Source organism: Burkholderia sp. Bp9012 (genome assembly GCF_003853825.1).
GTDB lineage: Bacteria > Pseudomonadota > Gammaproteobacteria > Burkholderiales > Burkholderiaceae > Burkholderia > Burkholderia diffusa.
The window spans coordinates 125146-147351 of the sequence record NZ_QTQA01000001.1; the positions used below are offsets into that span (position 1 = coordinate 125146).

The 22206-nt window shown below is 69.5% G+C and carries 17 protein-coding genes; 9 read left to right on the forward strand and 8 right to left on the reverse strand.

The window, feature by feature from the left end; genetic code table 11:
• Window positions 1-37: 37 nt before the first annotated feature.
• Window positions 38-1480, reverse strand: coding sequence for an NAD(P)-binding domain-containing protein (locus DIE11_RS00575; protein ID WP_124620787.1), 1443 nt, complete (start codon window positions 1478-1480; stop codon window positions 38-40).
• Window positions 1477-2490, reverse strand: coding sequence for a LysR family transcriptional regulator (locus DIE11_RS00580; RefSeq protein WP_124620788.1), 1014 nt, complete (start codon window positions 2488-2490; stop codon window positions 1477-1479). The genes DIE11_RS00575 and DIE11_RS00580 overlap by 4 nt, the downstream gene beginning before the upstream one ends.
• Before the next feature lie 60 nt (window positions 2491-2550).
• Here DIE11_RS00580 and DIE11_RS36130 point away from each other — a divergent pair, with 60 nt between their 5' ends.
• From DIE11_RS36130 to DIE11_RS00600, 5 genes are read left to right on the forward strand one after another with little or no spacing between them, the layout of a single operon-like run.
• Entirely contained in the window at window positions 2551-2832 is a 282-nt protein-coding gene (locus DIE11_RS36130) for a hypothetical protein (protein ID WP_185633697.1), read from the forward strand.
• A gap of 13 nt (window positions 2833-2845) precedes the next feature.
• Window positions 2846-4039, forward strand: coding sequence for an ABC transporter substrate-binding protein (locus tag DIE11_RS00585; protein ID WP_124620790.1), 1194 nt, complete (start codon window positions 2846-2848; stop codon window positions 4037-4039).
• Window positions 4040-4077: 38 nt separating this feature from the next.
• Window positions 4078-5889: an ABC transporter permease gene (locus tag DIE11_RS00590; RefSeq protein WP_124620792.1), complete on the forward strand. Its 1812-nt coding sequence runs from the start codon at window positions 4078-4080 to the stop codon at window positions 5887-5889.
• A gap of 11 nt (window positions 5890-5900) precedes the next feature.
• Window positions 5901-6758, forward strand: coding sequence for an ABC transporter ATP-binding protein (locus DIE11_RS00595; RefSeq protein WP_124620794.1), 858 nt, complete (start codon window positions 5901-5903; stop codon window positions 6756-6758).
• Window positions 6755-7519, forward strand: a complete 765-nt coding sequence (locus DIE11_RS00600) for an ABC transporter ATP-binding protein (protein WP_124620797.1) — start codon at window positions 6755-6757, stop codon at window positions 7517-7519. Before DIE11_RS00595 ends, DIE11_RS00600 begins: the two co-directional genes overlap by 4 nt.
• A gap of 92 nt (window positions 7520-7611) precedes the next feature.
• Here the strand turns inward: DIE11_RS00600 and DIE11_RS00605 are convergent, their stop codons facing one another.
• Entirely contained in the window at window positions 7612-9033 is a 1422-nt protein-coding gene (locus DIE11_RS00605; RefSeq protein ID WP_124620799.1) for a sensor histidine kinase, read from the reverse strand.
• Complete coding sequence (locus tag DIE11_RS00610) at window positions 9020-9685, reverse strand: response regulator transcription factor (protein WP_124620801.1); 666 nt, start codon at window positions 9683-9685, stop codon at window positions 9020-9022. The genes DIE11_RS00605 and DIE11_RS00610 overlap by 14 nt, the downstream gene beginning before the upstream one ends.
• Before the next feature lie 236 nt (window positions 9686-9921).
• Between DIE11_RS00610 and DIE11_RS00615 the strand changes: the two genes are divergently transcribed.
• Together DIE11_RS00615 and DIE11_RS00620 are read left to right on the forward strand one after the other, a co-directional pair.
• Entirely contained in the window at window positions 9922-10938 is a 1017-nt protein-coding gene (locus DIE11_RS00615; RefSeq protein WP_059601225.1) for an ABC transporter substrate-binding protein, read from the forward strand.
• Window positions 10939-11051: 113 nt separating this feature from the next.
• Entirely contained in the window at window positions 11052-12371 is a 1320-nt protein-coding gene (locus tag DIE11_RS00620) for an MFS transporter (RefSeq protein WP_124620803.1), read from the forward strand.
• 150 nt (window positions 12372-12521) lie between these two features.
• On the opposite strand, the gene DIE11_RS00625 is transcribed toward DIE11_RS00620, so the two are convergent.
• A complete protein-coding gene (locus DIE11_RS00625; protein ID WP_124620805.1) occupies window positions 12522-14318 on the reverse strand; it encodes a sensor histidine kinase in 1797 nt (598 codons plus the stop codon).
• Complete coding sequence (locus DIE11_RS00630; protein WP_124620807.1) at window positions 14315-14962, reverse strand: response regulator transcription factor; 648 nt, start codon at window positions 14960-14962, stop codon at window positions 14315-14317. The genes DIE11_RS00625 and DIE11_RS00630 overlap by 4 nt, the downstream gene beginning before the upstream one ends.
• Before the next feature lie 282 nt (window positions 14963-15244).
• Between DIE11_RS00630 and DIE11_RS00635 the strand changes: the two genes are divergently transcribed.
• Both DIE11_RS00635 and DIE11_RS00640 read left to right on the forward strand, forming a co-directional pair.
• Window positions 15245-15697, forward strand: a complete 453-nt coding sequence (locus tag DIE11_RS00635; RefSeq protein WP_124620809.1) for a hypothetical protein — start codon at window positions 15245-15247, stop codon at window positions 15695-15697.
• A 102-nt stretch (window positions 15698-15799) separates the two neighbouring features.
• Window positions 15800-17818 carry an LssY C-terminal domain-containing protein gene (locus tag DIE11_RS00640; protein WP_124620811.1) on the forward strand — a complete coding sequence of 673 codons (2019 nt, stop codon included), beginning with the start codon at window positions 15800-15802 and terminating at the stop codon, window positions 17816-17818.
• 179 nt (window positions 17819-17997) lie between these two features.
• On the opposite strand, the gene DIE11_RS00650 is transcribed toward DIE11_RS00640, so the two are convergent.
• Together DIE11_RS00650 and DIE11_RS00655 are read right to left on the reverse strand one after the other, a co-directional pair.
• Window positions 17998-20478 carry an alpha/beta hydrolase fold domain-containing protein gene (locus tag DIE11_RS00650; protein ID WP_124620813.1) on the reverse strand — a complete coding sequence of 827 codons (2481 nt, stop codon included), beginning with the start codon at window positions 20476-20478 and terminating at the stop codon, window positions 17998-18000.
• Window positions 20465-22192 carry a GMC family oxidoreductase gene (locus DIE11_RS00655; RefSeq protein WP_124620815.1) on the reverse strand — a complete coding sequence of 576 codons (1728 nt, stop codon included), beginning with the start codon at window positions 22190-22192 and terminating at the stop codon, window positions 20465-20467. Before DIE11_RS00655 ends, DIE11_RS00650 begins: the two co-directional genes overlap by 14 nt.
• Window positions 22193-22206 lie beyond the last annotated feature (14 nt).

A 22206-nucleotide genomic window follows, 5' to 3' on the forward strand; every position in this document is an offset into this window, starting at 1 on the left:
TTTCCCTTCGTCGTGTGTGTCATCGATGAACGCGCGCTCACGCATCGGCATCGCGCCATTCGTCGCCTTGCAGCTCCGCATTCGCGTACGCGACCAGCGCGTCGAAATGCCGGTCGCGGTCGGCGTCGAACAGCCGGCTCGCAATGCCGCGCGCCAGCCGTTCGGCGCCCGCGCTGATGGCGGGGATATCGCCGGACAGCTTGCCGTGGCTCAGGCTCGCCGCATGGTTGAAGCAATGGATCTGCGTGACGGCCGGGCACGCACCGGGCTCGCGTTCCTGGAACGCGAACGCGGGGCCGAGATCGGGCGATTCGGCGAGTTCGTCGAGCTGCGTGCCCGGTTGCGGTCGATAGCGATCCTTCCAGCGCCGCACGTGCGAGCCGAACGACGCGAATTCCGCGCGCGTCGTCCAGTCCGAATGAAAGCCCGTCGCGAAGATCAGGAAGTCGACGGTGTAGCGCCCGCGCGGCGTCGTCACGACGAGGCCATCCGCCTGTTCGGCGAGCGTCTCGATCGGGCTGCCCGCATGAAAATGCGCGTGCTCGTGGCGCGACACGCGCAGCACGCTGTCGCGCGGCGGTGGCGTTTGCGACGTCAACGCGTAGTGCATGAAGCGCCACTTCGTCGCATCGTCGAGATCGGCGTAGCCGTGCACGAGGCCCGGGCTGCCGATGCCGGTCAGCTTGTTGATGCGCGGAATGTCCGCGCGGCGGAAGAACAGGTCGACGCGCGCGGCGCCGGCTTCGAGCGCGGTGCCCGCGTTGTCGAATGCCGATGCGCCCGCGCCGACCACGCCGACACGCTTGCCCGCAAGTGCCGCGAAATCGATCGGCTCGGACGAGTGGGCCCAGCGCGTACGCGGTGCGCGTTGCGCGACGGGCGGCACGTAAGGGCCGCCGAGGCCGTCGCGGCCGGTCGCGAGCACGACGTGCCGCGCGAGCAGCGTCTGCGCCTCGCCGTTGCCGTGCACGTCGAGCGCGAGCAGCTCGTCGTCGCGCGGGCGCAGCGCGACGAGCGTCGTATCGTTGCGCACCTGCAGGTCGAGCACGCGCCGATACCAGCGCAGGTAGTCCATCCACTGCGTGCGCGGAATCTTGTAGAGCGCGTCCCACGCGTCGCGGCCGTGTTGCGCTTCGAACCATGCGCGGAACGTCAGCGCGGGCAGGCCGAGCGCCGGGCCCGCGAGCTGCTTCGGCGAGCGCAGCGTGTCCATCCGCGCGAACGTGACCCACGGCCCTTCGTAGCCGGCCGGCGCGCGGTCGATCACGCACTGGTTGTCGATGCCGAGCAGACGCAGTTCGGCGGATGCCGCGAGCCCCGCCATGCCGCCGCCGACGATCGCGACGTCGAGCACGCGCGTGCCGTCGGACTCGCGCGGCGGCACCCACGACGGTGCGGGCAGGTCGAGCCAGCGCAGGTCCTGCGCGAGCCGTGCTTCGAGTGCGTCAAGTGCTTCAAGTGCGTCGGGCGGCGTCGTCATGCGGCCTCCGGGCGGGTGCGGCGTGTACGTGTCGTGTGGGGCGGGCGCGGTGCGCGCTCGTTGCGCAGCCGGTCGCCGCGCAGCAGCGCGTCGTGCGCGGCGGCGTCGTGAAAGATCACGTCGTCGAGCAGCGCGCGCGTCGTGCGGTGCAACGCGTCGAGCAGCGCATCGACGGCGGCGGTGCGCGCCTTGCCGGCCGGCGTCGCGACGCCGAACGCGAACGGGATGTCGACGTCGAGCGCTCGCGCGACGACGCCGTCCACTGGCAGCGCGACGCCCGTCGCCGGGTCGACGATGCCGATCCCGATGCCCGCGCGCGCGGCCATCACCGCATTCAGCGACGCATTGGTTTCGATGAACACGCGCGCATCGACGCGCGCGGCTGCGAATGCCGCATCGATCCGCTGGCGCAGGCGGTGCCGGTTCGCGACCGTCACGATGCGGCGGCCCGCGAGATCGCGCAGCGCGATGCGCGGTTTCGCCGCGAGCGGGTCGCCGGCGGGCAGCACGGCGACGCATGGTGTCTGCGCGATCCAGTGCACGTCGAGCCCTGCGTGCGCCATCGGCAGCGTGACGACACCGATGTCGGCCGTGCCGCCCAGCACTTCGTGCACGACGTGCTCGGCCGATTCGCTGCGCAACTGGTAGTGCGGCGCGTGCGCGCCGTCGGGCAGCGCGGCGAGCGCGGCCGGCACGAGCGTGGCCGCGAGCGACGGCGTAGCCGCGATGCGCACGGGTTCGGTCGTTTCGTCGCCGAGCGCGCGCGCCCGCGCCTCGATCGCGCGCAGGCCGACCAGCGAGCGCTCGACTTCCTCGTACAGCAGGAATGCGCGTCGCGTCGGCGTGACGCGCGGGCCGTGCCGGTCGAACAGCGCGTAGCCGAGATCGGCTTCGAGCTCCTGGATCTGCCGCGTGACGGCCGGTTGCGAGCGGCCGAGCAGTTCGCCCGCGCCGGTCACGCTGCCGGCCGACATGACCGCGGAAAAGGCTTCGAGTTGATGCAGCTCCATGACGCGTTCCGATGATGCGATTTGCGCATTGTAGGAGTGTGAGCATGCGCAATTCATATAATGATTTTTGCTATCGACAGCGCGGAAACTGCGAAGCGCGCGATCGTCACGATGGTCGATGCTGCGTGCCGGCACCTCGGCTGCGAGCGGCGCCGCGCGGGAAACGTCAATCGAATCAACGCGATGCGATGCCTGCTCACGCACCGCGCGATACGCGCCACGCGGATGGCCGTTCGCGAACGTCATCCGCTTCGCGCCGTACGCGATATCGATATGCGCAAAACTTCGTTGGAACGCCCTGAACCGGATGGTTACATGCCCTCACTCTTTTCGACTGACTGAAGGTGGGGGCGGCATGAACGTTTCGGGGAACGACGCACGCGGCGTATGGCGGCGCGTGCTGGGCACGGTGGCGGCGCTCGCTGCCGCATGGGGCTTGTCGACGGGCGGCGCGCTCGCGGCGGGCGTCTCGGGCGAGCCGGTGGTAATCGGCGTGAGCGGGCCGCTCACGGGCCAGGACGCGCAATACGGCGAGCAATGGAAGCGCGGCTTCGATCTCGCGCTCGACGAGATCAACGGCAGCGGCGGCATTCACGGCCGGCCGCTCGCGGTCGACTTCCAGGACAGCCGCAGCGATCCGCGTCAGGCCGTGGCGATCGCGCAGAAGTTCGTCGCCGATCCGCGCATCGCGATCGAGCTGGGCGATTTCTCGAGCGCGACGTCGATGGCCGCGTCGCCGATCTACCAGCGCGGGCAACTGATCCAGTTCGGCTTCACGAACTCGCATCCTGATTTCACGAAGGGCGGCGATTACCTGTGGAGCACCGCGCTGAGCCAGGCCGAGGAGCAGCCGCTGCTCGCGCGCTACGCGGTGAAGGAGCTCGGCTTCAAGCGGATCGCGGTGCTGTACCTGAACACCGACTGGGGCCGCACCAGCAAGGACATCTTCGCGAAGGCGGCGGCCGGGCTCGGTGCGCAGGTCGTCGCGGCCGAGGGCTACCAGCCGGCGGAGAAGGATTTCCGCTCGACGCTCGTGCGGATCGGCGCATCGAAGCCCGATTCGATCGTGCTGATCTCGTACTACGCGGACGGCGCGCAGATCGTGCGGCAGGCACGCACGTCGGGCGTCACGCTGCCGATCGCGGCGGTCGGCTCCGTGTATTCGCCGAAGTTTCTCGAACTGGGTGGCGCGGCTGTCGACGGCGTCTATACGGAATCGAACTTCTTCCCGGCCGAGCCGCGCCCCGAGGTGCAGGCGTTCGTGCAGCGCTATCGCGCGAAATTCCATGCCGATCCCGATTCGTTCGTTGCGCGCGCATACGATGCGCTGATCCTGTCGGCCGAGGTGCTGCGCCGCTACGGCACGACACGCCAGGCCGCGCACGACGGTTTCGCGAAAGTGAGCGACGTGCCGAGCGTGATCTTCGGCAAGGTGCGCTTCGATCCGCAGACGCGCCGCGTCGCCGGCGCGCGCACCGTGTATCTGGTCGTGAAGCAGGGGCAGTGGGCGCTGTGGGACGGCGCGAAGCCGCAACTCGCCGCGCGCTGATTCCGATTCAACTGCATGCAAGTGACGGACGCATCGTGATGGCATCCTGGCTCGACTACACGCTCAACGGCCTCATCGTCGGCAACATCTACGCGCTGCTCGCGGTCGGGCTTGCGCTGATCTTCGGCGTGTCGCACCTGATCAACTTCGCGCACGGCTCGGTCTACATGGTCGGCGCGTTCATCGGCTGGCTGTGCCTGACGCGCTTCGGGCTGCCGCTGCCGGTCGCGCTTGCGGCGGTCGTCGTCGGCTGCGGCGCGCTCGGCATCGCGATCGAGCGGATCGGGCTGCGGCCGCTGCGCCACGCGGCGCGGATCGCGCCGCTGCTCGCGACGATCGGCATCAGCTTCATCCTCGACCAGTTCGCGCAGCTCGCGTTCGGCGCGGACCCGCGCGCGGTGCCGACGCCGCTGCCCGACTGGCACCTGCGGATCGCCGGCGCGACGCTCGGCTCGCTCGACCTGCTGATCGCGGGCATCGGCATCGCCGCGGCCGCGCTGCTGTACGGCTTCCTGCGCTTTACGCGCCTCGGCTGGGCCGTGCGCGCAACCGCGCAGGATCGCGACGCGGCGCTGCAGATGGGCGTCGACGTCGACCGCGTGAACCAGACCGTGTTCGCGATCGCGTGCGCGCTCGGCGGCGTGAGCGGGCTGCTGGTCGGCATGTACTACAACAGCATCGATCCGGCGATGGGCTTCCAGGCGACGCTGAAGGGCGTCGTCGCACTGCTGATCGGCGGGCTCGGCAACGTACCGGGCGCGATCGCGGGCAGCCTGCTGCTCGGTCTCGTCGAAAGCTACGGCGTCGCGTTGTTCGGCACGAGCTATCGCGATCTGTTCGCGTTCGGACTGCTGATCGTATTCCTCGTATGGCGCCCGAACGGATTGTTCAGCGCGAACCGCGCGTTGCCGCCGGAACCGATGACGGGCACGTTCCTCGCGGCCGCGAAGGCCGTTCGTGTGCCGCGCCCGGTGATCGTCGTGCTGATCGCCGCGGCGGCAGTGCTGCCGTGGCTCGGTGCATCGCCGTACGTGCTGCAGACGCTGACCAACGCGTGGCTGTACGGGCTCCTCGCGCTGAGCCTCACGCTCGTCGCGGGCACGGTCGGGCAGATCTCGCTCGGTCACGCCGCGCTGCTCGTGATCGGTGCGTATGCGTCGACGCTGCTGTCGTCGGATCTCGGCTGGTCGCCGGCCGTGACGATCCCGTGCGCGGGCGCGATCACGGCCGTGCTCGGCACGCTGCTCGTCTATCCGGCGTTCCGGCTGCGCGGGCACTACGTGTCGATCGCGACGCTCGGCATCGGCGAAGTGGTAAGCCTCGTGATCCTGAACTGGGACGGCCTCACGCGCGGCCCGCTCGGCATTACCGGCATCGCGCCGCTGCCGTGGGCGACGACCGCGCGCGCCGCGTACTGGTTCACGTTCGCGGTGCTCGTCGTCTTCGCGCTCGTGCAGGTGCGGCTGCTGCGCTCGCATCTCGGCCGCACGCTGCGCGCGGTGCGCGAGGACGACGTTGCCGCACGCGCGCACGGCATCGCGCCGAACCGCTACAAGGCGATCGCGTTCGCGGTCGGCGGCGTCGCGGCCGGCGTGAGCGGTGGGATCGCCGCGCACCTGTACAGCTACATCAATCACCAGACCTTCGATTCGCAGGTGTCGATCCTCGCGCTGACGATGGTGATCCTCGGCGGGCTCGGCAACGTGCTCGGCGGCATCGCCGGCGCGATCGCACTGATCGGGCTGCCGGAGCTGTTCCGCTGGGCGGCCGACTACCGGATGCTGATCTACGGCGTCGTGCTGCTGCTGCTCGTCCGGTTCCGGCCGCAAGGCCTGCTCGGCGCGGTGTGAGGAGGAATGCGATGACGACCACCCGACCCTTGCTCGACGTGCAGGGTTTGACGCGCCGCTTCGACGGCGTGACCGCGCTCGACGGCGCGAGCCTGACGCTTGCCGACGGCGAACTGCTGAGCGTGATCGGGCCGAACGGCGCCGGCAAGTCGACGCTGTTCAACCTGATCGCGGGTGCCGACCGGCCCGATGCCGGCCGCGTGACGTTCGACGGCCGCGACATCACGGGCACGGCGCCCGAACGGCTCGCGGCGCTCGGCATCGCGCGCACGTTCCAGCACGGCCGCGTGTTCGGCAACCTGAACGTGCTCGACAACGTGCTTATCGGCGCACATGCGCGTCTGCGCGCGGCCCGGCCCGGCTGGCCCGCGCTCGGCGCGGCGGCCGAGGTGCTGCGCGCGCTCGTGCGGCCCGCGTCGGTGCGACGCGAGGAGACGGCGCTGCGTGAAGAAGCGCGCGCGATCGTCGCCGGGTTCGGCGAACGGCTCACGCCGCGCATCGATCATCCGGCGCACAGCCTGTCGTATGCGAACCGGCGACGCGTGGAGATCGGCCGCGCGCTCGCGCTGCATCCGCGCCTGCTGCTGCTCGACGAACCGACGGCCGGGATGAACGAGACGGAGACGGCCGAGATGCTGCAGCTGATCCAGTCGCTGAAGGCGCGCGGCCTGACGATCCTGCTGATCGAGCACAAGCTCGAACTCGTGATGCGCGTGTCCGACCGCGTGATGGTGCTCGACAACGGCGTGAAGATCGCTGAAGGCGTGCCGAGCGACGTGCGTCACGATCCGCGCGTGATCGAGGCCTACCTCGGCCGGCGTCATGCGGGCGGCGCACCGGCCGACCGCGCGGCACAGGCGGCAGCATGACCGCACTTTCTTCAGGGCCCCACACGACCATGACCGACGCGCTGCTGAAACTCGAACACCTCGATACGTTCTACGGGCCGGTGCAAGTGCATTTCGACGTGAACTTCGAAGTGGGCCGCGGGCAGATCGTCAGCCTGCTCGGCGGCAATGCGAGCGGCAAGTCGACGACGATGAAGCTGATCCTCGGGCTGATGCGACCGCGTCGCGGTGTCGTGCGCTTCGACGGCGACGACGTGACGGCGCTCGCGACGCCGCAGCGCGTGCGACGCGGGATCGCGGCCGTGCCCGAGGCGCGGCGGCTGTTCGGCGACATGAGCGTGCGCGAGAACCTGCTGATGGGCGCGTATACGCGCGGCGACCGCACGGCGGTGGCGGAAGACTACGAACGCGTGCTCGACCTGTTTCCGCGTGTGAGGGAGCGGCTCGCGCAGCGCGCGGGCACGCTGTCGGGCGGCGAGCAGCAGATGCTCGCGATGGCGCGCGCGCTGATGGCGCGGCCGAAGCTGATCTGCATGGACGAGCCGACGATGGGGCTGTCGCCGCTCTATGTCGACAAGGTGCTCGAACTGATCGACGCGATCAACAGGCAGGGCGTGACGGTGTTCATGGTCGAGCAGAACGCGAGCCTCGCACTGGAGATCGCGCATTACGGATACGTGCTGCAGACCGGGCGCGTCGTGCTCGAAGGGCCCGCGAAGGCGCTGCTCGACGACGAGCGCGTGCGCGATGCGTATCTGGGCGGGGAGGTGGTGGCGCTGTAGTTGGCGTGGCTCATCGGCAACCGAACCATGATGACCTGTGGCTCACGAGTTGAAGCAAGTGCCGGTTCGACCGTGAGCCGGGTTTCACCGGCCTATGCCCGCCTCGCGCCCATCCCCGCCGCCCTCGGAAACGTCATCACCACCGCGAACCCGCCGGCATCCGGAAACGCGAACCCGATGCGCCCGCCGTGCGCCTTCATCACTTCCTGCACGATCGCGAGCCCGAGCCCCGACCCGGTTCGACGCTCGCTGCCGTCCGGCGCGATCCGCACGAACGGCTGCAATGCCGCCACCCATTGCTCGCGCGGAATCCCCCGCCCGTTGTCGGTGACGGTCAGCGTCACCGCTTGATCCGCGTTGCCCGCGCTGGCGACCGACACGACGATATCGTCTGCATGTCCATGCAGCAGCGCGTTGTGCAGCACGTTCGACAACGCCTCTTGCAGACTGATCGCATCGCCGTCGATCCACGCATGCGGGGCGTCGCTCGCGAACGCGACGGCCACATCGCGCGTGTCCGCGAGCGGAATCGTGCGGCCGAGCACGTCCTTCGCAAGCGCGACGAGTTCGACGGGTTGCAGCGGCACGACCTCGGTGCGATGAATCACCATCGCATGATTGAGCAACTGCCCCGTGAGGCGGCCGACGTCCGCGCTGGTCGCGCGCAGCGCGTCGAGCCGTGCCGCATGGCGCGCGGGATCGGATTCCCCGTCGAGCAATTCGATCTGCGCGTCGAGCCGCGCGAGCGGTGTGCGCATCTGGTGCGCGGCGTCGGCGATGAAGCGCTGCATTGCGTTGATGCGCTCGGCCAGGCGGTGTATCAAGCCGTTGATCGAGCCGATGATCGCGTCGATCTCGCTCGGTGTGTCGACGGCCACGGGCCGCAGGTCGGCCGGGTCGCGCGCGGCGATGAGCGTGCCGATCTGCGCGAGCGGGCGCAGGCCGCGCCGGATCGCGAGGCCGCTCGCGCCGATCGCGAGCACGCTCATCAGCAGGATCAGCGTCCACACCTTGATGCTCATGTCGTTCGTGAGCTGCTGGCGCGCGTTGGTGGTTTGCGCAACGGTCACGAGCGCCCAGCCGGGCGTGCTTTCCTCGGGCATGTAGCGCGCGATGGTCGCCGTGCGGATCCGGTGCCCCTGGTAGACGGCGTTCGCGAACGCGGGGCCCTGTTTCGCGGCGGCGAGCGTCGCGGGGCTCGCGAGATCGTTGTAGCCGGCCACGACGACACCGCGCGAATCGACGACCTTGTAGTAGACGAGGTCGTAGCGCGACAGCGTCGACAGCGCGGCGACGGGCGGGTTCAGCGCGAGCACGCCGCCTTGCACGTAGAGGTTCTCCGCGACCTGGATCGACGCGCCGGCGAGCAACTGGTCGTACGCGCGTTCGGCCGCGACGCCCGCGTAGTAGCGCGCGATCGCCGCGAGCGCGAGCGCGCCGGTAGCGACGACGAGCGCGATGAACAGCAGCGTGCGCCCGAACAGGGTCTTCGGGAACCAGTCAATGCGCGGCAATCTGATACCCCATCCCGCGCGCGGTGCGGATCTCGACCGAGCTGCCCTGCAGCTTCCTGCGCACGCGTGTCACGTACTGCTCGACCGCGTTCGCGGTCGGCTCGTTGCCGAAGCTGAACAGCTGGTTCAGCAGTTCGTCCTTGGAGAAGATCCGCTGCGGGCGGCTTGCGAGAATCTCGAGCAGCGCGAATTCCTGGCGCGAAAGCGACAGCGGCTGGCCGTCGAGTTCGGCCAGCCGGCTGCTGCGGTCGATCACGAGGCCGCCGAGCGTCAGCACGTCATTCGCATGGCCGCTGTTGCGGCGCAGCAGCGCCTGCACGCGCGCATCGAGCTCGCGGTAGTCGAACGGCTTCACCAGATAGTCGTCGGCGCCGAGGCCCAGGCCGCTCACCCGGTCGTCGATCGCGGAACGCGCGGTAACGAGCAGCACCGGCGTCGTGCTGCCCGACGCGCGCAGGTTGCGCAGCACCGAGAAGCCGTCGAGGCCGGGCAGGTTCGCATCGAGCACGACGAGGTCGAAGCGCTCGACGCGCAGCAATCCGTTCGCGGTCGAGCCGTCGGTTTCGAGATCGACGGCATGGCCGAGCCGCACGAGGCGGCTGTGGATCGCCGCGCCGATTTCGGCATCGTCCTCCACGACGAGAATGCGCATGGTGCCGTTTGCAGGTAGATGAGTTAGGGGTTTTCCCGAGGCCGGGATGTCAGCATTTTCTCAGACTCGCTCGATAACCTGTGTTCAGCCGGAACGAGCGATGACGGCATTAATACCAGAGGAGACGGCAACATGCAGCATGTCACGGGCACGACGAAGGCGCGGCCGAATGCACGGCGAAGCCTGACGCGGGCTGCCGCGTCGTCGCTTGCCGCCCGCGGTACGCAGGCGTGCGCATGACGACGTCGCCCCGCCGCCGCGCGTTGCTCGCCGCCGGCCTCGGCATGCTTGCCGCACCGTCGCTGGTGCGCGCGAAGCCGCGCACGGTGCGGATCTCGAAAGGCTACGGCGTGCTGTACCTGCCGCTGCTCGTGATGGAGAAGCAGCGGTTGTTCGAGCAGCACGCGGCGCGGCACGGCGTGCGCGAGGTCGCGGTCGACTGGGTGCTGCTCGACGGCGGCAATTCCGTCAACGACGCGATGATGGCCGGCACGCTCGATTTCGCGGGCGCCGGCGCGCCGGGCTTCATCGAGCTGTGGGCGCGGGCACGGGGGATTCCGAACGTCGAGGTGATCGGCATCAGCGGATTGTCCACGACGTCGCTGTCGCTCAATGCGAATCGGCCGGGTCTTGCGTCGCTGCGCGACTTCACGCCGTCCGACCGGATCGCCGTACCGGGCATCCGCACGTCGCTGTCGGCGGTCGTGCTGCAGATGGTCGCGAGCCGCCAGCTCGGTGCGAAGCATTTCGCGCAACTCGATTCGATCACCGTGAACCTGCCGCATCCGCAAGCGATGCAGGCGCTGATCCGCCGCGAGAACGGCGTCACGGCGCACTTCACGTCACCGCCATTCTCGACCCTCGAGTTGCGGCAGCCGGGCATTCATCGCGTCGTGAATTCGGTCGACGTGCTCGGCCCGCTGACGCTCGACGTCGTGTTCGCGCCGAAGCGGCTCGTCGATACGGAGCCCGCGCTGGCCTCGGCATTTCTCGGCGCGCTCGACGAAGCGAACCGCCTGATCGCGCAGGACCCGCGCGCGGCGGCCGCGCTGTATGCGGCCTCGTCGGGTGTCGGCGTGTCGCACGACGACGTGATGCAGATGCTCGCCGCGCCGGACACGCGTTTCTCGGTGCGGCCGAACCAGCTGATGGACTACGTCGAATTCCTGTATCTCGCGGGCACGATCAAGGCGAAGCCGCGCGCGTGGCACGAGATGTTCGCGCCGATGCTCGACGACTACCGGACCGGCTGATCGCCGCCGTCCGTCGCTGGACCCCGATTTCATCGAACACCCCCGCGCCCGCGCGTGCATCGCGCGCGGCGCCGATTCAACCGACAAGCAACCGATTCACGGAGGAGCCCGCAGTGAATACCACCGAAACCCTGGACCCCGCGTCCGCCGAAGAGCAGCGCATCATGTCGAAGATGGCGCGGCGCCTGCTGCCCATCCTCGTCGTGATGTTCCTGATCGCGTTCATCGACCGGCAGAACGTCGGCTTCGCGAAATTGCAGATGGTGCACAGCCTCGGGATGACCGAGGCCGCGTTCGGTCTCGCGTCGTCGCTGTTCTTCATCGGCTACCTGCTGTTCGAGGTGCCGAGCACGCTCGCGCTGCATCGCTATGGCGCACGCGTGTGGCTTGCGCGGATCATGCTGACGTGGGGCCTCATCACCGTGCTGATGGGCTTCACGACGTCGATGCCCGCGTTCTGTTCGCTGCGCTTCCTGCTCGGGATCGCGGAGGCCGGCTTCTATCCGGGCGTGATCTATTACCTGACGCTGTGGTTTCCGCAGAGCTACCGCGCGAAGGTGCTCGGCATCTTCACGCTGGGCAGCGCGCTCGCGAACATGCTCGGCTCGCTGGTCGGCGGCGTGCTGTTGGGCCTGAACGGCGTGTGGGGGCTCGCGGGCTGGCAGTGGGTGTTCGTGGCGACGGGCATCCCGGCGGTGATCGTCGCGATCGTCGTGTTTCGCGTGCTGCCGGCGTCGTTCCGCGATGCGCAGTTCCTCGACGAACGCGAGAAGCAGATCGTCGCAGCCGCGCTCGAACGCGAGAAGCCGGTGCAGGCCGAGCATGCCCAGCCGTGGAAGGCGCTACTCGATCCGCGCGTGATGCTGTTCGCGGCGACCTACATGCTGATGTCGACGTCGTTGTACGGCGTCACGTACTGGCTGCCGACGATCGTCAAGTCGTTCGGCGTGTCGAGCAGCACGAACGGCTTGTTGAGCATGCTGCCTTGGGCGCTCGCGGTATTGCTGCTGCTGTGGCTGCCGTCGAAGCTGCGCCGCGCGAAGAGCATCCTGCGCACGATCGCGATCGTCGCGGCGCTCGGTGCGCTCGGCTTCCTGCTGAGCCTCGTGCTGCCGTCGACGCCGCTGCGCTTCATCGCGCTCGTGCTCGGCGGTGCGTGCATCCCGCTGCTGTATCCCTGCTTCTGGTCGATGCCGCCGCGCTACTTCACCGGCGCGCGTGCGGCGGCGAGCGTCGCGGCGATCAACTCGATCGGCAACCTCGGCGGCTTCTTCAGCCAGAACCTGATGCCGTTCGCGGGCAAGGTGACGGGCACCGCGTTCGGCCCGATGATCGTGCCGATCGTGTGCCTCGCACTGCTCGGGTTCGGCGCGCTGGTCGCGTGGTCGCGCTCGGAGCGGGCGATGTCCAGATCCAACCTGGGACGATGCTGAAAGCCGCTCGCGCGGCGATGGAAATTGATTGGGCGAGTGGCGACGATCGACGAAAACGTTCGAACAACTCACCATCCTGACCGTTCGTCGCCAGCGGGAAAGGACGACGACTGACCCCCGCAGCGGCATTCCGCCGCTGCATCCTCACCCTTACCCGTGCGTCCGCGACGCCCCCGGTGTTTCATGCGCGATCGCCACATGCGCCGACGCCACTGGAATGTCCACCTCCACCGTCGTTCCCTCGCCGAGCGTCGTATCGATCCGCAGCGTCCCGCCGACGAGATACGCGCGCTCGCGCAAACCGACCAGCCCGAACGATCCCGACTTGCGCGGCGCACCGGGATCGAATCCCGCACCGTCGTCGCGAATCGTCAGCGTGATCGTCTCGTCACGATAAACGAGCGCCACGGTCGCGCTCGACGCAGCCGCGTGCCGCGCGACGTTCGCGAGCGCTTCCTGCGCGATGCGGAACACGGCCGTCGCATACGGTTCGTCGAGGTGCAATTCGCCCGGCTCGACGTGCAGCGCGCACGCCATGCCGTGTCGGTGCCGGAAATCCTCCACGAGCCATTGCATCGCGGCCGCAAACCCGAGGTCGTCGAGCATCAGCGGGCGCAGGTCCGACGCGATGCGCCGCGTGGCCGTTACCGCGCCGCGGGCGAGCGCATGCATCGCCGCGATCTTGCGCGCCAGCGTCGCATCGTCCTGCGGCACGTGGTCGAGCAGCCATTCGAGATCGTTCTTCAGCGTCGCGAGGGTCTGCGCGAGTTCGTCGTGCAGTTCGCGTGCGATGCGGCGCTGTTCGGCCTCGCGTGCGCTCGCGCTGATCGCCGCGATCTCGCGCAGCTCCTCGCGCGACGCCTGCAGCGCCCGCTCCGCGCGCACGCGCTCCTCGACTTCGCGCCGCAGGTCACGGTTCGACGCGCTCAACTGCGCGGTGCGGGCTGCGACACGCTGCTCGAGCCGTTCGTTCGCCTCGTTGAGCTGCGCGCTCTTCTGCACGACGAGCAGGTGCTGATAGCGCGCGCCGGCCAGCGCGCGCACCGTCTGCGCATGCAGCCGGCCGTTCTCGAACAGCAGCGCGAACAGCACGACACCGGACGCGACGAGCCCATAGGTCCGCCCGGCGTAGAAGCCGAGGTCGAAGCGTCCGTGGTTCAGCATCGACGACAGCGCGATGTCGAACAGCCATGCGACGAGCACGATCATCACCCACAGGTCGAGCACGGAATGATGGCGCCGCTGCCGCCACATCAGCACGAGCGCGGCAAGATTCAGCGCCCAGACGACCGCGATCGCGTTCGTCATCGTCGAGGCCATCCGGTTGCCCTGCATGATGCGGGGCAGCAGGTCGTGGCCGGCGGTCGCGAGCAGTGCGAGCGCGCCGGTCGCGCCGGCCGTCAGGGCGATGCAAAGCAGCAGCGGAATCGCCGCGCGGCGCTGCTCGAGCGACGGCGGATGCGCGCGCGGGGCCGCGCGCAGCAGCGCGTATGCGGCGACTGCCAGCGGAAAGCCACCGTGCCAGAACAGATAAAGCCACGCGGTGGTCTGTTCACCCGCGCCGAGCAGGCCCGTCGGCGCGAACAGCCCCGGAAAGGTCAGCATGTGCGTGCCGGCCATGAAGCCCGTGAACAGGTAGCCGCCGGCGAGCGCGAGCAGCGATTTCTCGCGCAGGATCGCGTACTGGCCGAGCAGCAGGCCGGCCGTCACCATGTCGTTGACGACGATCGCCGACTGGTACACGGGGATGAAGCCCGACACGTGGGCAAGCGGCATGCCGGCGAACGGCGCGAGGGCGATGAAGATCATGGCCGACACGACGACTGTCGCAATCGCGAGCCGCCGCTCCCGCCGGTCGGGCGGCAGCGACGACATGAACAGGCGCGACGGCTCCGACGCGTCGTCGTCATCGGCCGCGGCCGGGCGGAAGCGCAATGCGGGCATCATGCGTCGTCGATGCCGAGATCGAGATCGTGGCGCATCGCGTAGCGCACCAGCGCGGCTTCGTGCGGCAGCTCCATCTTCTCGAGGATGCGCGTCTTGTAGGTGCTGACCGTCTTCGCGCTCAGCGTGAGGTCCGCCGCGATCCGCGTGACCGTCTGGCCCGCGACGATGCGGCGCATCACGTCGAGTTCGCGATCGGACAACCGCTCGTGCGGCAGGATTTCGGACGGCGCGCGCATCGTGCGCGCGAGGCTCTCGGCCGCCGACGCGCTCACGTACACGCTTCCGGCCGCGACCTTGGTGACGGCCTGGACGAGTTCGGCGGTCGCGCTGTCCTTCGTCAGGTAGCCGGTCGCGCCGGCCTTGAACGTGCGCGCCGCGTACTGCGTTTCCGCATGCATCGTCAGCACCAGCATGCGCAGCGATGGCACCTGCGTCTTGACCAGCCGGATCAGCTCGATACCGGTCGGCGCGGGCATCGACAGGTCGAGCAGCAGCACGTCGGCGGCGCAACGCTCGGCCAGCGCGAGCGTGGCCGCGCCGTCGCTCGCCTCGCCGACGATCTCGAAACCGCCGGCCGTTTCCAGGATGTGACGCAGTCCGTCTCGCATGACTGCGTGATCGTCAGCCAGAATTACCCTGATCATCTAGCGGCCCTCTTTTGGATGACGCGGCTGCGGTTCTTCTGATCAATATATGCCGCCGAATCGGGAAGTGGTGCTCCCGCGGGACATTTTTGAGACATCTGGGGGGCGAATGTGTCTTGAAGCGAAATAATCGTCGTGAAATGGCTCGGGCGGTAGGGGCAGACGGGGAGGGTATTCCCGAGGAACCGTCACGGCCGGGCAGGCGGCGTGCCTCGCGGCCCAACCTGATTCAGGGATAAACTGGTGCCCGATTGCATCGTCCAGACCCGAGGAGCCGCCACGATGATCGATCTTGCCGACATCCTGCCGTCCGCGTTGCCCGCCGCCGTCGCGTGGGCCGACGCGCAGGCGGCTCACGGGCTCGCACGGGGCGTGCCGCTGACGCCCGCGCAGGCCGACGACGCGCGTACCGTGGGCGTCGCGCAACCGGAGCGAATCCGCGTCGTGGTCGCCGACCGGCTGCCGTTCCCCGACACGCCGGCACTGGGCGCGATCGCGCGCGACACCGGTCTGCTGTCGCCGGGGACGATCGGCCTCACGCTCGGCCATGCGGTGTTCGTGCTGCGCGGCCACGACACGCGACGCCTGCTCACGCACGAATTCCGCCATGTGCATCAGTACGAGGAAGCCGGGTCGATCGGCGCGTTTCTCGCGCGCTATCTGCACGAGATCGCGACCGTCGGCTACCACGACGCGCCGCTCGAGGCCGACGCGCGACAGCACGAGTTCGACTGACGCCACCGGCCGGCGCGAACGCGCACACACGCCCATGAACCTTCCTCACGCCATCGCCGGCCCGATGCGGAACCGTCGCGCCGCCACGCCGCGCGGCCCGCGATGAGCGCCACGATCCACGCGTGGCTCAGTGCGATTGGCGCGCACCCGGCGCTGGTGCTGGCGATCGTGTTCGCCACGGCCTGTGCCGAGGCGATCGCGTTGATCGGCACGGTCGTGCCGGCCGGTGCCGTGATGTTCGCGGCCGGCACGCTGATTGGCGCGGGCGCGCTCGACGGCTGGACGGTCGTCGGCGTCGCGGCCGCCGGCGCGATCGTCGGCGACGGGATCAGCTACGAGCTCGGACGCCACTACGGCGGTGCGATCCGGAATGGATGGGTCCGGCTGGGCTACGCGGATGCGTATGCGCGCGGCGAGCAGTTCGTGCTGCGCCACGGCACGAAGAGCATCGTGCTCGCGCGCTTCCTGGCGCCGGTGCGCGCGGTCGTGCCGGTGGTCGTGGGGTGCGCGACGCTGCCGCGCCGGTCGTTCTATCCGGTCAACGTCGTGTCGGCGCTGATCTGGGCGCCGGTGCACATCGCGCCGGGCATCCTGTTCGGCGCGTCGGCGCTGCTGGCCGCGGCGATCAGCGTGCGGGTCGCCGCGATTCTGCTGGTGGTTGCCGCGCTGGTCGCGCTCGTGTGGATCGGCGTGCGTGTCGCGCTGCGGCGCGGCTGGCCGCTGCTGCACCACGCGCTCGTCGCGGCCATGTACGCGTGCATACGCCGCTGGCCGCGGTTCGGCGCGCGGGTGCACGACATGTTCGTGCGCGTGCGCCGCCTGCCGGGCGCGGTGCCTGTGTTCGCGCTGCTGTTCGTCGGCTGCGTGTGGCTGTTTGCCGGCATCGTTCAGGACGTCGTCGCGAACGATCCGCTGATGCACGCCGACATCGCGCTGTATGCGTTCCTGCAGAACCTGCGCACGCCGCCAGTGGATGCCGCGATGCGCGCGCTCGCGGTGCTGCACGGGCACGATACCGGGCTGATCGTCGCGGCCGCATTTCTCGTCTGGCTGATGATCCATCGCTGCTGGGTGACGTCCGCATCGTGGCTCGCGACGGTCGGCATCGCGGTCGTGCTCGTGCCGGCGTTCGGCGCCGGCTTGCCCGGCACGATGCCCGCGAACCTGCCGCCCGGCGCGCTGCACATGCCGCTGCCCGACGCCGATGCGGCGTTCGCGATGCTCGCGAGCAGCGGCATCGGCTGGGTGCTCACGCGCGACCGGCCGGCGCTGTGGCGCATCCCGGTCGTGACGGCGGTCGTGCTGTGGATCGTGCTCGGTGGTTTCGCGCGGCTGTACGTCGGCGATACGTGGTTGTCGGGCTTGCTCGGCGGCTGGAGCCTCGGGCTCGCGTGGTTCGCGATGCTGGCGGGCGCCTATTCGTACTGGCGCGTGCGCGAGCACGTGCAGCCGCGGGGCGCACTCGTCGCGGTGCTCGTCGTGCTCGCGACGACCGGCGTCTGGACCGTGCCCGCGCAATGGCAGCTCGATCGGGCGGCGCGTCCGCACGTGGGCGACGTCGTCGCGATGACCGTCGATCAGTGGCTGCGGGGCGGGTGGCAGCGCGTGCCGACGCGGCGCTCCGAGATCGGCGGCGATCGCGAGGAATATCTGCCGCTGCAATGGTGCGCGACGTCGGACACGCTCGATCGCCATCTGTCGCTGGCCGGCTGGCAGCGCGCGACGCCGTGGTCGCCCGCCACGACACTGCGCTGGCTGCTGCCGCAGGCGCCGGCCGATGCGCTGCCCGTGCTGCCGCGCTACACGCATGGCCAAAGCACGCGCCGGGTGTTCGTGCGTGTCGATCCGGCCCGTCCGGACAGCCGCCTCGTACTGCGGCTGTGGCGTTATCCGTATGTGCTGCAGGACGCGCTCGGCACGCGGCCGCTGTGGTACGGCGCGCTGTATCGCGAGACGCTGCATCGGCCCGCGCGACTGATGACGATCGTGCGCACGACGACCGTCGACGATGCGGCGACGATCGCGCAGGCGCTGAAGATCGAGCCGACGATCGAGCAGCCGCCTGCGGGGATGAGCGCGGCGCCGGCCGCGATGCTGCTCGTGTGGATGGTGCAGCCTTGAAGTGCGTGCGGCGCATCGGGCGTGCGCCGGTTGCGCGGGGACGACGGACAGGCGCAGGCCGACCGTCTCGAGTGCCGCGAGCAGAAGTCGATCGGCTTGCCCCACGCAACGGGCATGTCCATGTGCACGCCGGTCGTGTATTCGCCAAGCGTGAAGCACTTGCCGGCAACGCCGGAACTTCACGGCGTCGTCGCCGTCGCCGCTACCCGCTGCGCAGCAAACCCTGCCAGCGTGCGCAACGCGTCCCGAGCCGAGCGCAGGTAAAACGCCTGCAGATGAAATACGTGCCAGCGCGCGGTATGAATCTCGAGCCGGCACGGCACGCCGCAGGCGAGCGCATGCGTCGCGAGTCGCTGCGCATCCGACAGCAGCACTTCCTGATCGCCGGCCTGCACCAGCATCGGCGGCAAGCCGCGCAGATCGGTGTCGAGCGGGCCGCGCGCCGCAGCCGAGCCTGCGCCGTGATACCAGCGCAACCCCTGCTCGAGCCAGCCGCGCCGGATCATCGGATCGTCGTGGCGGCGCGATGCGAGCGTTTCGCCACCCAGCGTCGGGTCGGTCACGGGCGAGATCAGCAGCAGCGCGGCCGCGGCCGGCTCGCCGCGCTCGCGCAGCGCGATGGCCAGTGCCAGCGCGAGCGCGCCGCCGGCCGAATCGCCCGCAATCACGATCCGGTGCGGCGCGTAGCCCTGCACCCGCAACGCGTCGTATGCGGCCAGCGCGTCGTTCAACGCCGCCGGGCTCGGATGCTCGGGCGCGAGCCGATAGTCGGGTACCCACACCGGCAGGCCGGCTTCGGCCGCGAGCCGGGTCGTCACGCCGCGATGGGTATGGGGGCCGCCGAGACAGAACGCGCCGCCGTGCAGGTAGAGGATCGCGCCGCCCGCGTCGCCGTGCTTCGGCGCGATCACTTCGACCGGCACGCCGGCGGCGGACGTCCGGTAGCGCAGCGTGCCGCTCGCACCCGGCATCAGCGGCGACAGCAACGCGACGACGCGGCGCTGCATGCGCGCGCCGAACGGCGGCCCGATCAGCGGCCGGAACGCGACGCGCAGGAAACCGCGCAACGACGCGGCGGCAAGCGCTTCCACGCGGCCGGCGGGCGGCGCGATAACGGTGCCGTGCGTCGGCGTGACGGCGCCGAGTACCGGCGTGGCGGTGTCGGGTAGCGGCTGCGTGAAGCGGTACGCGGACAGTCCCGTGAAGCGCGTGATCCATCGATAGGTCAGCGTGAAGCCGGGCCAGTTCGTGCTGTTGTGGCCGGACGCATCGACGTACCAGCTCTTGCAGCCGCTCCACACCGAGCCGTCGAGCCGCTGCTGCACGTGCGTGTTGTAGCGCCGGTAGCGGCGCGGATCGACGTCGATCGCGCGTGCGCCGTCGCGCCGCAGCGCGCGCACGCAGCGCATCACGTGCGCGATCTGGCTTTCGAGCATGTAGACGATCGAGTTGTGGCCGAGGTTGGTGTTGGGGCCGTACAGCATGAAGAAGTTCGGGAAGCCCGGCACCGTGAGCCCGAGATACGCCTGCGCGCCGCGTCGCCAGGCGTCGTTCAGGTCGAGGCCGTCGCGGCCGGTGATGCGCATCGGCGACAGGAACGCGGTCGCCGCGAAACCGGTGCCGTAGACGATCGCGTCGACCGGATGATGCACGCCGTCGTCGGTCTCGATGCCGGTCTCGGTCACGCGCCGGATGCGCTGCGTGACGAGCTCGACATTGTCGCGGTCGATCGCGGCGAGGTAGTCGCTCGACAGCAGGATCCGCTTGCAGCCGATCGGATAGTCGGGCGTCAGCCGTTCGCGCAGCGCAGGGTCGCGCACGTCGCGCGCGAGCAGCTTGAGAAACGGCCGGCCGACCGCGACATCCATCAGCCCGTGCAGCCGCGTGAACGCGATCGCACGCGATTCGTAGCGCACGTAGATCGACGCGCGATGCAGCTTCATTGCCCACGGCAGCCGGCGGAACAGCGCCCGCTCCCACGGACGATACGCGCGGTCCGGACGCGGCATCACGTAGGCCGGCGAACGCTGGAACACGACGAGGCGCTCGACGTCGCCGGCGATCGCGGGCACGAACTGGATCGCCGATGCGCCGGTGCCGACCACGGCGACGCGCTTGCCCGCGAGCGGATAGTCGTGATCCCAGTGCGCGGAGTGGAAAGCGCGGCCGCGAAACGTGTCGATGCCGGGCAGGTCGGGCATCGCCGGGCGGCTCAATTGTCCCGTGCCGCTGACGAGCATGGCGGTGCTGAGCGTCGTGCCGTCGGCGAGCGTGACGTGCCACAACGCACGGGCCTCGTCATACTGCGCGCGCTGGACGTCGGCGCCGAAACGCAGATGGCGTGCGAGGCCGTACTTGCGCGCGCAATGCTGCAAGTACGCATGGATTTCGGGCTGCGGCGCGAATACGCGCGACCAGTCCGGGTTGGGCTCGAACGAGAACGAGTACAGATGCGAGGGCACGTCGCACGCGGCGCCCGGGTAGCGGTTGTCGCGCCACACGCCGCCGACGTCGTGCGAGCGTTCGACGATCACGAAGTCGCGAATGCCGGCGCGTTGCAGTGCGATTGCCATGCCGATGCCGGCGAAGCCGGCGCCGATGATGATTGCCGACAGCGGCGCGGCCGGTTCGGCGGAACGGGAGGCTTCAGGCGACGACATGGCGGGTCTCCTCGGTATGAATCGCATCGTGCGAATCACACGATGCAGGAACGGCGTCGCGATGCGCTGGCGCAAGCGCCGCTTCGCATTCCGCGTTGGCGGATGATCGTGCCGGCACGCGTCGCACGTCTCGAATCAGGTCGACGGCCTTCTCGGCGATCATGATCGTCGGCGCATTGGTATTGCCGCCGATCAGCGTCGGCATGACGGACGCATCGACGATGCGCAGCCCCGTGACGCCATGCACGCGCAATTGCGGATCGACGACCGCGAGCGCGTCGTGTCCCATCCGGCACGTGCCGACCGGGTGATACACGGTGTCGGTACGCCGGCGCAGCACGTCGCGGATCTCGTCGTCGGTCGTCACGTTCGCGGTGAACATGTCGCGCGTGATCCATTCGGCGAGCGCCGGTGCTTCCATCAGCGTGCGCGTGAGCCGGAAGCCGGCGACCATGTCGTCGAGGTCGAGCGGATCGTCGAAGAACGCGGGGTCGATGCGCGGCGCGGCGAGCGGATCGGCGCTGTGCAGCGTGACCGAGCCGCGGCTGCGCGGCCGCAGCAGGCACACGTGGCACGACAGCCCGTGACCGGCATGCAGCCGGCGCGCATGATCATCGACGAGCGCGACGACGAAGTGCAACTGGATGTCGGGCGCATCGAGGCCGGGCCGCGTCTTGAGGAAGCCGCCGCCTTCCGCGAAATTCGACGTCAGCATCCCGCGCCGTTCGCGGCGAAAACGCGCGAACTCGCGCAGCATGCGCAGGCCGCCGCGCGCGGACACGCCCATCGTGTCGACGCCGCGCACGCGGTAGCCGAGGATGAAGTCCGGATGATCCTGCAGGTTGCGGCCGACGCCGGGCAGGTCGGTGCGCACCGGAATGCCGAGCCGCTGCAGTTCGCGGGCCGGACCGACGCCCGACAGCATCATCAGCTGCGGCGTCTGCAGCGCGCCCGCCGCAAGCACGATTTCGCGCCGCGCGCGCAGCGTGCGAACCTCGCCGCGCTGCCGCACCTCGACACCCGTCGCGCGCGTGCCGTCGAACAGGATGCGCTGCACCTGCGCGTGCGTTTCGACCGTCAGGTTGTCGCGGCGGCCGATGTGCGGCAGCAGGTATGCGCGCGCTGCGCTCCATCGCTCGCCGTGCTTCTGCGTGACCTGGTACAGGCCGACGCCTTCCTGCTGCGCACCGTTGAAGTCGTCGGTGAGCGGCAGGCCGGCCTGTCGCGCCGCTTCCAGGTAGCGCGCATGGAACGGGTTGCCGGTGCGCAGGTCGCTGACCCACAACGGGCCGTCGCGGCCGTGAAAGGCGTCGTCGAAGCGCTCGTTGTGCTCGCTCAGGCGGAAGTACGGCAGCACGTCGTCGTAGGACCAGCCTTCGTTGCCGAGCGCGGCCCAGCCGTCGTAATCGACGCGATGGCCGCGAATGTAGACCATCGCGTTGATCGCGGACGAACCGCCGAGCGCCTTGCCGCGCGGCTGATAGCCGATGCGCCCGCCGAGCCCCGGCTGCGGCACCGTGTCAAAGGCCCAGTTGTTCACGCGGGTCGGCAGCATCACGACCGCGCCGGTCGGCGCGTTGACGATCGCGTTGTCGCCGCGGCCGCCGGCCTCGAGCATGCAGACGGTGACGGCCGGGTCCTCGGTGAGGCGCCCCGCGACGACGCAGCCGCCCGAACCGCCGCCGACGACGATGTAATCGAACGTTGTGCTCATGAAATCGTCTCCCG